This window comes from Nonomuraea sp. NPDC049784 (assembly GCF_040659615.1).
Taxonomy (GTDB): Bacteria; Actinomycetota; Actinomycetes; order Streptosporangiales; family Streptosporangiaceae; genus Nonomuraea.
Genome location: NZ_JBFAMX010000301.1, coordinates 1 through 11,746, shown reverse-complemented (window position 1 = coordinate 11,746; position 11,746 = coordinate 1). Strand labels below are relative to the sequence as shown.

General features: G+C 70.5%; 9 protein-coding genes. 3 read left to right on the top strand and 6 right to left on the bottom strand.

Translation table 11 applies throughout. From position 1 onward, the window contains the following. Both AB0J09_RS39490 and AB0J09_RS39485 read right to left on the bottom strand, forming a co-directional pair. On the bottom strand, nt 1–1,494 hold a 1,494-nt coding region (locus AB0J09_RS39490; RefSeq protein ID WP_360702659.1), incomplete at its 3' end, for an amino acid adenylation domain-containing protein. 265 nt (nt 1,495–1,759) lie between these two features. Beyond that, nucleotides 1,760–2,161, bottom strand: coding sequence for a hypothetical protein (locus AB0J09_RS39485; RefSeq protein WP_360702657.1), 402 nt, complete (start codon nt 2,159–2,161; stop codon nt 1,760–1,762). A gap of 193 nt (nt 2,162–2,354) precedes the next feature. Here AB0J09_RS39485 and AB0J09_RS39480 point away from each other — a divergent pair, with 193 nt between their 5' ends. Beyond that, entirely contained in the window at nt 2,355–2,696 is a 342-nt protein-coding gene (locus AB0J09_RS39480; RefSeq protein ID WP_360702655.1) for a hypothetical protein, read from the top strand. An 8-nt stretch (nt 2,697–2,704) separates the two neighbouring features. Further along, nucleotides 2,705–2,902, top strand: coding sequence for a hypothetical protein (locus AB0J09_RS39475; protein WP_360702653.1), 198 nt, complete (start codon nt 2,705–2,707; stop codon nt 2,900–2,902). A 122-nt stretch (nt 2,903–3,024) separates the two neighbouring features. On the opposite strand, the gene AB0J09_RS39470 is transcribed toward AB0J09_RS39475, so the two are convergent. Further along, the gene (locus AB0J09_RS39470; protein WP_360702650.1) at nt 3,025–3,921 is read right to left on the bottom strand and encodes a LysR family transcriptional regulator; all 897 of its coding nucleotides are present in this window, start codon (nt 3,919–3,921) and stop codon (nt 3,025–3,027) included. Nucleotides 3,922–3,991: 70 nt separating this feature from the next. Between AB0J09_RS39470 and AB0J09_RS39465 the strand changes: the two genes are divergently transcribed. Then, complete coding sequence (locus AB0J09_RS39465) at nt 3,992–4,984, top strand: putative sulfate exporter family transporter (RefSeq protein WP_360702648.1); 993 nt, start codon at nt 3,992–3,994, stop codon at nt 4,982–4,984. A gap of 27 nt (nt 4,985–5,011) precedes the next feature. On the opposite strand, the gene AB0J09_RS39460 is transcribed toward AB0J09_RS39465, so the two are convergent. The 3 genes from AB0J09_RS39460 to AB0J09_RS39450 form a co-directional block, all read right to left on the bottom strand. Then, entirely contained in the window at nt 5,012–5,884 is an 873-nt protein-coding gene (locus tag AB0J09_RS39460) for an LLM class F420-dependent oxidoreductase (protein WP_360702646.1), read from the bottom strand. A gap of 104 nt (nt 5,885–5,988) precedes the next feature. Then, nucleotides 5,989–6,501, bottom strand: a complete 513-nt coding sequence (locus tag AB0J09_RS39455; protein WP_360702643.1) for a hypothetical protein — start codon at nt 6,499–6,501, stop codon at nt 5,989–5,991. Between the two features lie 40 nt (nt 6,502–6,541). Then, nucleotides 6,542–11,746 (bottom strand): NUDIX domain-containing protein (locus AB0J09_RS39450; RefSeq protein ID WP_360702640.1); only part of this gene is annotated, 5,205 nt, incomplete at its 5' end.

Below are 11,746 nucleotides of genomic sequence, written 5' to 3'. Positions count from 1 at the left end.
GGCGGACGGCGTGGCCAGCGGCCAGGGCAGCGCGTCACGATCGATCTTCCCCGAGGTCCTGACCGGGAGCGCGCCGATCGGTGCGAGACGCGGCACCAGGGCCGCGGGCAGCGAATCGGCGAGCAGCTCACGCGCCCGCCCGAGGTCGAAGCCGGGCTCGGTGACGATGTAGCCGACGAGTACCTGGTGGCCGCCGCCCGCGGTGCGGACGGCCGCGGCCGCGCCCGTGACCCCGGGCAGCGCCCGCAACGCGGCCTCCACCTCGCCGAGCTCGATCCTGCGCCCGCCCAGCTTCACCTGGTCGTCGGCGCGGCCGACGAAGACGAGGCCCTGGGGGTCGGCCCGTACCAGGTCACCGCTGCGGTAGGCGCGCTCCCAGCCCAGCGACGGCAGCGGCGCGTACTTCTCGGCGTCCTTGACCGGGTCCAGATAGCGGGCCAGGCCCACGCCGCCGATCACCAGCTCGCCGGTCTCCCCCATCGCCACCGGCTGACCCTCGCCGTCGACCACGACCAGGTCCCACCCGTCGAGGGGCAGGCCGATGCGTACAGGCCCGTCGCCCGTGAGCCGCGCCGCCGAGGCCACCACCGTGGCCTCGGTGGGCCCGTAGGTGTTCCACACCTCGCGCTCCGGTACGGCGAGCCGCTCGGCCAGCTCGGGCGGGCAGGCCTCCCCGCCGAAGATGAGCAACCGGATCCGGTCGAGGTGCTCGGCGGGCCACAGCGCGGCCAGCGTCGGCACGGTCGAGACGACAGTGATCCGCTGCTCCGCCAGCCAGGGTCCCAGATCCATCCCGGTGCGTACGAGGGCTCTGGGCGCGGGCACCAGGCAGGCGCCGTGCCGCCACGCCAGCCACATCTCCTCGCAGGAGGCGTCGAAGGCCACCGACAATCCGGCCAGCACCCGGTCACCGGGGCCCAGCGGCCGTTCCCGCAGGAAGAGTCCCGCTTCGGCGTCCACGAACGCGGCCGCGGACCGGTGCGTCACCGCGACCCCCTTCGGCCGGCCGGTCGAGCCGGAGGTGAAGATGATCCACGCGTCGTCGTCCAGGGCGGGCGGCGACGGGATGTTCGCGGCGCTGCCGCTCACCGTCAGCTCACCCGAGATGACTGCGTCGACCTCGGCCTCGGCGAAGACCAGCGCGGCCCGTTCCGCCGGGTCATCGGCGTCGACGGGCACGTACGCGGCGCCGGCGGCGAGCACGGCGAGGATGGACAGGTACAGCTCGGCGGTTCCCGACGCGACGCGCACGCCGACCCGGTCGCCGTGGCCGACCCCGGCCGCGGCGAGCTCGGCGACGAGCCGGTCCACCTCGGCGCGCAGCGAGCGGTAGTCGAGGCGTACGGTGCCGTCGTCGATCGCGAGCGCGTGCGGGTGCAGGCGAGTGGTCTCGTCGAGGACGTCGATGAGGGTACGGGGCGGCGTCGCCAGCACGCCCGCGGGGTAGATCGCGGTCGCGGTTCTGTGCCGTAAATCGGCCTGGTTGCTAGGCAAGCAGTGCTCCCTGGATCGGCGACGGCTGACACTGTAGGGTACGCGCCGTTCCTCCTTGATCGGCTCATACCGCCGTGTCCTTCCAGCCGAGCACGACGGACCGACCAGCCCCGCAAGTCCAGGACTCCAGCGGGATCCGGCTGCCAGGCCGCGGGAGCCGACGCGGCAAGTGGACCCGTGCCGCGGGGCCGTCAGACTCGAGGAGCGATCGTCAGGGCGGCATGGGCGCGGTGCCGTGCCGCCCTGACGATCTCGGGCGGCCGGCTCAGCTGCAGCGGGCGACGCGGGTCACGGAATACGGCTTGTAGACGGCGGCGTAGAACTTCTTCTTGCCCTTGGTGTTGGCGTTGACCGTCATGCAGCGGTACTTGGAAGCCTTGTCGCCGACCGAGCCCTTCCTCACGAACGTGATCCTGACACTGACCTTGTGGCTGCAGTGGTTGTTGAAGTAGATGGTCACGCTCGTGTTGCCCTCGCCCCACGAGTAGTTGGCCCACTTGCCCTTGGGCTTGGAGCAGCTGACGCTGTCACGCTCGACCGCTGCTCGGGCCGACGATGCGGTGGCCGCGCTCGTCGTTTGTGCGGAGGCGGCCGTTGACGGGGTCAGCAGCATGGACGCCGTGGCGGCGGAGCCGAGCAGAACGGATGCGAGCTTCTTGCGGTTCATGAATCAACCTCATGAGGGTAAACAGATCCTTACCCAGATCACCATATCGGTCATCCGAATCATGGGTAAAGTCGGATCCGATCTATCTGTCAAGGCACTGGTCAACCAGCATGTGGGCTGTCCTGCTTCGTCTGTTGCGGGGGCGGCGGGCGTCTGGTCGAGGGTGGGAGCTCCGTCTACCGCTTCGGTGGCGATGGCGACTGAACGGGCCACATCGGACAGGTCGAGGCTGGTGCGCAGGGTGACGGGCTTCAGGAGGACCGCCGCGACGATGCCGAGGATCGCCCACAAACACACCGAGCAGATCCAGCGCATCCGCGAACGCATGGTGGCCGGCATCGGCGACTCAACCGACCTGCGGGACTGGGTCGCCTGCCTCGTCCGCCCACTCACCGAACACCTGGAATCCCTGGGCAGCCCCACCTGGTACGCCCGGTTCACCGCTCAGATCATGGCCGACCCCTCGCTCAACGAGATCATGATCGAGGAGGCCCTCACCATCGCGCCAACGCTGCGGGAGTTTCAGGAAGGTTGAACCGGTGTGTGCCCGATCTGCCCTCCGAGGTCCGCCTCGAACGCGACGCCATGGCACGTCACCTGATCGTGCAGATCTCCGTCGAGCGGGAACGGGCCCTCGCCGAACACCGCCCCACGTTCCGGCCCACCTGGCACGACACCGCCAACGGCCTCATCGATGCGATCATCGCGCTGTGGCAGGCACCCGTCACGAAGGACGCGTGACCCCGAGCTGATCCTGCGGCACTGCGGAACCAGCGACGAACAGCCGTCCGCGAGGGCGAGGCGACCACGAAGACGGAGGTCGCGGGCACACAGCGGACTTCGAAGGAGACGGTCGGCGCGGGTCAGGGGCGGCTGGCGATGGCCAGGAGGGTCGCGGCGGGGCCTGCGAGGGGGCGGCCTCGGCGCCAGACCGCGCGCAGGTTCCTGACCAGGTTGAGGCCCGCCAGCGGCACCTCGACGAGGCGGCCGGTGGCCAGTTCGGCTTCCACCGCGTACCCGCTGAGAACCGCCGGGGCCGCGCCCGCCTGGGCGGCGCCCTTGACGGCCGAGTTCGACCCGAGCTCGAGGCGCGGGCTGGCCCGGTGGTGCCCGGCGAAGGCGACGTCCAGGGTCTCGCGGGTGCCCGAGCCGCGCTCGCGGACGACCAACGGCGTGGCGGCCAGCTCCGCGCCCCGGAGCACCGTGCGGCGGCGGGTCCACGGGTGTCCCGGCGCCACCACGACGACCAGCCTGTCGGTGCCCACCACCCGGCTGGCCAGCCCGTCCGGCACGTAGGGTCCCTCCACGAACCCCAGCTCCACGGCCCCGGTCCCAGCCAGCACCAGCGCCGCGACATCGGCGGAGTTCAGCACGTCCAGGCCGACCTGGACCCCGGGCTCGCGGCTCTGGAACTCCCCGAGCCAGCGCGGCACCAGGTACTCGGCCACCGTCATGCTGGAGGCCACCCGCAGGTGCGCCGCCTCGCTGTGCCGGACGGCTTCGGCGGCCCGCATGAGCTGCTGGGCGGCCGCGAGCACCTGCGCGGCCCAGCCCGCGACCATCTTGCCCTCGGCGGTGAGCGTGGAGCCGCGCGGCGTCCGCTCCAGCAACGGCAGGCCGAGACGCCGTTCCAGCTGGGCGATGCGCTTGCTTGCCGACGGCTGCGCGATGCCCGCCAGCTTGGCCGCCTGGCCGAGGCTGCCCAGCTCGCCCACGTCCACCAGGAGCTTGAGCGAGTCGAGATCGGGCAACGGAGTCATAGCCGTAGGCTATGACCTCCCAGGCAACGCGCGGCTACCGGCCCTCTCGAAGGCCCCGAAGACTGGGATCATGGTTCTCGCCCCCTCCAAGACATCCCGTCTGCCGGGCATCGCGGCGTGCGCGCTGGCGGTGGCGGTCTCTCTGGTGGTCAACCGGTTCGTGCCGGGGCTCAGCCCCGCCACTGCCGCGGTGGCCTTGGGGTCGGCGCTGGCCCGCGCCGGGGCGATCCACGCGCCACTGCGTCCCGGGCTCCTGTTCGTCTCCAGGCGGGTGCTGCGCGCGGCGATCGTACTGCTCGGGCTGCAGATCGCGATGCCGCAGATCCTCGCGCTCGGATGGCAGTCGCTCGCGGTCTCCGCCACCGCCACGGGGCTCACGTTCGTCCTCACCCCGCTGGCCGGCCGCCGCCTCGGCCTTCCGTCCGGGACGTCGCTGCTGGTCGCCACGGGCGTGTCGATCTGCGGGGCGTCGGCGATCGCGGCCATGCACGACAGCGCCGACAGCTCGGACGACGACGCCGCGGGCGCGCTAGCCGTGGTGGTTCTCTACGGCAGCGCGGCCATCGTGGTGGTGCCGCTGCTGGCGTCCTGGCTGGGCCTGTCGCACGATCAGCTCGGGGTGTGGGTGGGAGCGGCCGTGCACGAGGTCGCCCAGGTGGCGGCGATCGGGGCCGCCTCGGGCGTCCTCGGGACGGCGGTGACGGTGAAGCTCGGCCGGGTCGTGCTGCTCGCCCCCATCGTCGCCGTCACCACGTCCCTGCGCCGCCGCGCATCACCCCCTGCCGGCGCGCCGGCCACCAGGACGAGGCCTCCGATCGTGCCGTTGTTCGTGGCCGGGTTCCTGGCGATGGTGGCGGTGCGGAGCACGGGGTTGCTCCCGCCGGTCGTGACCGAGAACGTGCCGGCGGTCACGAACGTACTGATGGCCGCCGCCCTGTTCGCTCTCGGCACCGGGATCGACCTGCGCAAGCTGCTCAAGGGCGGGCGGGTCATGCTGCTCGGGGGCATCGCCACCGGGCTCATCGGAGTGATCTCGCTGGCGGGGGTGTCACTGCTCAGATGACGTCGAATCCCCCGTGAAAGCCTGAGGCTAGAGGTTCGCGATCGCGGGGACCACCTCGCTGCCGATGATCTCCAGCGGTGTGATCCCGGAGACCCCGGCGACCTGCCCGTGCGCGACGCTGAAGCCCTGCTCGGCCAGGGATCCCAGGGAGTCGACGATCTGCGGGACGTTCTCGCCCTTCTCGCCGACGTCGAAGTTGAACAGCACGGTCTTCTCGATCGCGTCATAGTCGGTGCCCTCGCGCTCGCAGTGCCCGCGCAACACCTCGAGCTTGCGGGACAGATCAGGGCCTGGGAACAGGTTGCACGCCTGGGCGTACTTCGCCACCAGGCGCAGCGTCTTCTTCTCGCCGGACCCGCCGATGAGGATCGGCGGATGCGGGCGGGAGATCGGCTGCGGCGAGTTGAGCGTGCGCCCGAGGTGGTAATGCTCTCCGTTGTACGGCTGCTCGGTCTCGGCCCACATCTGCAGGCAGATCTGCAGCGTCTCCTCCAGCCGCTCGAACCGCTCGGCCAGGGGCGGGAAGAAGAGCCCCAGGCCGCGGGCCTCCTCCTCGTTCCAGGCCGCCCCGATGCCGAGCATGGCGCGGCCGCCGGACAGCACGTCGAGCGTGGTCACCATCTTGGCCAGCAGCCCGGGATCGCGGTAGACGACGCCGGTGACGAGGGTCAGCAGCTTGGCCCTGGTGGTGTGCGCGGCCAGGAAACCGAGCGTGGTGTAGGCCTCCAGCATCTCGTGCTCGGCCGGGCCGACCATACCGATCTGCCAGACGTGGTCCATGACACTGATCCGGTCGAAGCCCGCCTCATCGGCGTTCCTGGCCACGTCGGCCAGGTTGGGCCCGAGCCTGCCGGCCCCGTCCGGCCAGGTGAAATCGGGAATGTGCAGACCGAGTTTCATTTACGGCTCCTCAACGTCGGCATCCGCAAGCCAGCCTACATAGCTCCACCTGCCTCTGAGATCAAGGAGAGAGCCCAGCGATCAGCCCGTACTCGACCAGCAGATCAGGCTTCGCCCCGCGCGCTCACAGTGATCGCGCCGGCCGCGTGCAGGCTGGTCAGCAAGGTCCAGTCGTCGGCCGGGTCGAGCCAGACCTGTAGTTCCGCGGGCCCCGACGGCCTCGGCACCGCCCCGGCGGGCTCGTAGAAGGTCGAGACCAGGACCAGGGGAACGGGCGCCTCCCATCGAGAGGGCGCCGGTGGCTCGTGTCGTCCGCCGAGGATCACGGCGCGCTCCGCCTCACCGCATGCGTCGAGTTGTCCGGCCGCGAGCTGAGCTTGCAGTCTGACCTGCATGTCCATGGCGAGGCGGACACGCGCCGTCGCCCGCTCGTCGTCGGTGGCGAGCCGGACGTAGCCGGGGACGAGCATCCCGATCAGCTCGACGGGATCGTCGGCGTAGCCACGGTAGGTCCCGCCCGCATGGATCATCTCGTAGCGGTACGGGCGGCCGTCGCCTTTGACGGGTGGGGCCGGGGGTGGTTCCGTCGCTGAGGTGTTGCGGATGATCACGGCCACTGGATGGCATCCCATTTCATGGTGAGGTCGTTCTGCGCCGTCATCCCGGGCGCACCCAGCGGGTGGCGGCGTACAGGGCGGTGAGCTGCTCCTTGTCGGCGGCCCGCCAGAACAGCTCGTCCATCAGAGATCGGAAGGACAGGCTTCCCCACTCGGTGAGGTCCGGCCCGGGATACAGCTCGAGGAGTTCGGCGTGGGCGCCCAGCGGGTCACGCTCGCTCCGGTTGGGAAGATCGCCCAGCGTCGCGTTGCGGAACGCCGCCTCGACCAGCGCGAGCGAAACCTTCGCCTGGGACTGGATCACGGCGGGGTCGAGCGAGCCGTCCCACAGCCGGAACTCGATGTGGTCCTTCGAGGACTCCTTCATGCCCTGCATGTTCACCGCGAAGTTGTGGCCGCTGTTGAGATGCCGCAACGGAGCCACCGATTCGTACCCCGCGGCGGGTAGCGGGTTGGGGTGGCAATGCTTGAGGCCGCGGTGGCTCTCCCGCTCTGGATTGTGCCCGAGTCTGAACAACGTGTCGGTGTGATGGCCTACGTAATTGAGCACGCTGGCGTAGTTCTCCACGATGTGGTCGTAGTCGTGCGTGCTCACATGGACGTGCCCGCCTGTCGAGGAGCTGGCCGTACCGCCGTGCGATCGGATGATCTCGCAGGCGATGCGGAGGTTCTCCCACGTCGCCGGCTCGTCGTACAGGATGGGCGATACGAGTTCGCCCGCGACCGTGCCGTCCAGTTCCAGCTTCCACAGACCGCGCCCGCCGTTCTTTCCTGAACGGTAGCTCTGGCCCTGAGCGGTGTGGTAGCCGTGCACCTGGGCGTCGCCGGTCAGACCTGCCTTGTGCAGGGCGCGGGCGATGGCCTCCCGGGCTTGGCGGGCGATGTGCTGGGGAAGGTCGAACTCGAGCTCCAGCCCGAACCCGCGCCCGCCGTCACGGGCCGCCAGGGATGCGGTGGCGTTCTCGAGCATGTAGGGAATCACCGCCTCTCCCCTGGCGGCGCGTTCCACCGCCTGATCGTAAGCGCTCCGGAACGCCGCGAAATCCCTCGTGAAAGACGCCTCGGGACGATCCGGCCAGCGCTGCCACGCCTTGACCCTCGCTTCCAGCGAGGCGACTCGTTCCTGCTCCGCCACGGCCAGGGGGTCGGAGCCGGCCAACCGTGACAGGGCGCGGCTCAGGCCAGGGTGCGCCCGGCGATACGCCTGCAGCGCCTTCGTGTGTTCGTGGATCGCGGCCTGCCGGGCGTCTCGGACGATCGAGGCGGAGAGATCGTGCAGCCCCGGCGGGACGTTCTGCGGGTCCGGCAGCCGGCCGACGTGCGGGGTCAGGGCGTCGAGCACCTGCCGCCGATCGACCGGCCCGAAGAGGTCGAAGCCGTTGCGCTGGGCCTCGACCGCGCTCCGCGCCAGCCGTTCGACGGAATGGTCGAGACCCGCCTCCCCCGCCAGCCGGCGCAGCGGGTCGAACACCCACAGCCGGGACGACGGCTCGGAGCCGGTGATCTCAGCGAGGCGGGAAAGCGCTCGCGCCTCGTCCTGGCTCGGATGTGTGATGCCGTTCTCGGCCGCGATCCGCAGTCCGCCCCAAAGGTACGGGTCTCGCGCCCGGTAGGCGGTGATGCGGCCGGTGAGGTCCTGGTGGTCGGCCGCCCGCGCCAGGTCGGCACCATGCGCCTGCGCGTCCTCGGCCAGGCGCACAAGGTGCTCGATGGAGCGTCCTTGCCCGACGTCGTGTGCCAGGCGCTCCAGCGGAGGGACGGTATCAATGCCAGAAATCGTGACGATCTCCTCCAGGCGCGCGGTCAAACGTGCCGTCGGGTCACGGAGCTCGGGCAAGGAATGCCTTTCGGCCAGCACCACGCCGTTCCACAGGTACGGGTCTTCCTGCCAGAACCGGTCCATGCCCGCGAGGAATCCCGTGTCTCCGATCGTCCCGGCCGGGAAGTAGCCGTTGTTGTGGGCCGCCCGGACGACCGGGAGCAATTGCCGGACGTCGCGAATGCCGTACCGGTCGAGCGCGGGTCTGATGAAGTTCCGGGCTCTGCCTTGAGTGACGGGGTCGCCCATCATCCCGATCATGAGCCCGACCGTGCGTGCCTGCGTGGCGGTCGCGTCGCGGAGAGAGAACAGGGATTGGTGCCGGTACCCCGTCCAGCGGTAATGGTCCGCCGCCATGCTCCTCCTGAGAATGCCGGTCAGGTCCGTACGGTCGGTCGCGCTGTCCGGGGACATCCCATGCCGCTGGGCGTCGTTGAAGACCTCGACCAAGGCGTCGAGATCGGGGCTCAAGCCGAGTTCGGCCGCCAGTTCGTGGATGGCCCTTCGCGGGTTCGGCCCGCCGGCGGATCGGCTCATCGATGCCAGCGCTCTCGCTGTCGTGTCGCTCTCGTCGTTGACGGGCAGCTGTTCTGCCAGGCGCCGGCCTTCTGCCAGGAGTTCCTCATCCGGCACGGCCGGGGGCGACGGGTCCGTGCTCTCCGGGGGGCTGCTGAGCAGCCGTTCGATCCGGTTCGGCGTGCCGTCCCGGTGCGGACGGCCGTTGCCGGGCGGCCAGCGGTGGACGATCGCCGCGGCCTCGGCGAAGTTCCGTGGCCGCGGATCCGCTATCGGAGAGAACCCGTCGACAATCGGGGGGCCGGGCACCTGATGCGCTCCGGCTGCCGGGGGCGTCGGGTCAAGGGGTCGCGTTTGGCGGGAACCGGCGCCGGGGTCCGCCAGGATGCGTTCGAGTTCCGCGCGTACGTCGGGCCATGCTCGAGCGAGGTCGGGGTGCAGTTTGAGGCGCGACACCTCCTCCAGCGGCACCCATGCGTTGTCGAGGGACTCGCGGGATGCGGGCCACACGTCAGCCAGGGACGGCATCTCACCGATGACGGTGTCGAACGCCCAGCCACCGTGGTCGTCGTGGTGGACTCCCCGCACGTTCACCTCGCGCGGGTCCAGCCTGTTCTCCTCGCCGGCTTCACGGAGGGCGGCATCGATCGGGTTCTCGCCAGGGTGGCGGGCGCCACCATGCAGTCCCCACGTCCCTCCGTGATGCGTCTCCATGGAGCGGAGTTGCATGAGGACGCGAACCTCACCGCCAGGACCGCGGTGGAAGGGCAGCAGACCTGCCCCGCCTCCGGTTCCCCAGTGCCTGTGCCCCTGCTCGCACTGGGTCCATCCGTCGCCGGGCTTCGAGACCTGCCAACCGGCTGGAAGGTCGGGATTCGCTTCGGGGCCGGTCCCGGCGGGTTGCGGTGGCCGCAGCACGGTGACCTCGCCGGGCGTGGCGAGCAGGACGAACTCGTTGAGGGGTAGCTGACCCATCCCGGTCCACGGGGTGGACAACACCCGGGAGGCGGGGAAGACCCCCGCCATGACCGCCCCGTCTCCCAGACCGGTGTACCGCTTGGCGACCCCGGGCATGGTGCTCCAGGCCTGCAACGGCAGTGCCGGCGGAGCTTGCACGACATCGCCGTTCGCGGCGTCCGCCAAGCTCGTCACCGGATGCAGCGGATTGAACGTCATCCCTCGGTAGAGCACCAGCTCTTCGATCCCACGGCGTTCCAGTTCGCGCTGCGTCTCCTCGTACTGCTGCCGGAGGAAGTCACGCAGCATGTCGCCACTACGGGCATGAACCATCCTGGCCGTCCTGTTGCGGCCGCCATCACCGTAGGTCGCCAGGTCGAGGACCCCGGTCAGCCCGAACTCATCGAGCGCCGCCATGTGCATGGCCAGCCGATCCGGCAGCATCTCACTGGCGCCGTATCCCCATGTTCTCAGGAGCTCCTCGACGGCCAGCCGTCTCGCTGTATGGTGCGCTTCGGGCGAGTCGAACGGTATCTGGCGGATTATCCGGCGTTGCTCGTCCGCGTACGTGCGAGAGCTTTCCACGAAAGACGAGACGGAGCTCCGTTCGACCGCTTGCCAGGTCCTGAGGGTCCTTCCCATGACGCGGACCTCGCTCAGGATGAGATCGCTCCCGGGGTCGCCGATCGCCGTCTGCAGATTTTTCCTGCGCCCCACGCCGAGCATGTCCTTCGTCGAGGAACGCATCGTGTCCGTCAGCCTGTCCACCGCCGTGGAATAGGAGGCCTCCCAGGCGGGACCGCTGATCGGGTCGTATTCGCCGTCCCGGCTGAGCAGGTCCGCCACCCGCGTCGTCGCCGGCTCGATCCGGCGAGGGTTCTCTGGCAGTGCGCTGGACCGGGCGGGGGGCACGCTCGCCTCGCCCTGGAGGCCCGTACGCGGGACATCGGCCGTGGCATCCGATGTGGCCCCCTCCACAGGGCGTTCCCCTTGCTCAGAGGAGTGCTGGCGGATGGACGCCGCCGCCTCGGCGATCAGCGAGGGGTCCGCGAGCACTGTCTCGCCGGGCCGGTCTCCGTGACTCGTCACAAGGCGAGCCGCGAGCGGGCCCGCCCCGGGGTCCGGGGCCGGCCCCGTCCGGTCGTGGGGCATCTCCGAGAGCGTCGATGTCTGCGGATCGGTCGCCGGCGGTGTGCCGTGCTCGCGTGGCGGGTGGGAGGCGGGGAGAGCGGAGTCGTCCGCGAGGGGCCGCTCCGGCCCGTCCTGGCCTGTCGATGCCGGTTCGGCGGTTCTGGGAGCTCCGCTCTCCTGACCATGATGGTTGTCCTGTTCAACGCTGCCGGCGCCGTCGGAGGGCGCGCTGATGACCGCTGGGACGGTGGCTGGGAGCAGTGAGGTGCGCGGGAGACTGCCCGGATTCGCGGCCTCGGCCCGCGGAGTGGCGGGGGCGGCTTCGCCGATCGGGGTTCGCTCGGCCGGGAGGTTCTGCGGGGGTCGTGCGAGGGTTCCGCCTTGTTCGGCTCTGTGCCCGGCCGTGCTGTACAGCGGCGTGTCATGGCGCCGGGTGACCTCACCCACGATCACCCCGCCCGGGTACGGCTGGGGCAGATAGGTACCCGGTTCGGACGGTTGGCTATCGGCCGGGGTGTCGTCGGCGGCGAGGTGTTCGGGTCGGGGGTGGTCTGCCAGGGCAGTGGTGTCGTGTCCCGCGGCCTGCAGGGAGTTGTCGTGCGGTACGGGTGGGGGCTGTCCTCCGGGTGGGTTCGGCGGGTCGGTGTCGACGTGCGGGGCGTGGATGGGGGGTGTGTCGCCGATTTCGGCGACCGCCCGCATCGGGACGTAGCTCACCCTCGCCGAGGCGGGGACGTCGAGGCCGCCCGCGACGCCGGAGACGAAGGTGTAGGCCAGGTGCGAGGCGTCGAGCTGCCCGCTGAGTGCCAGCCCCGGGACGGC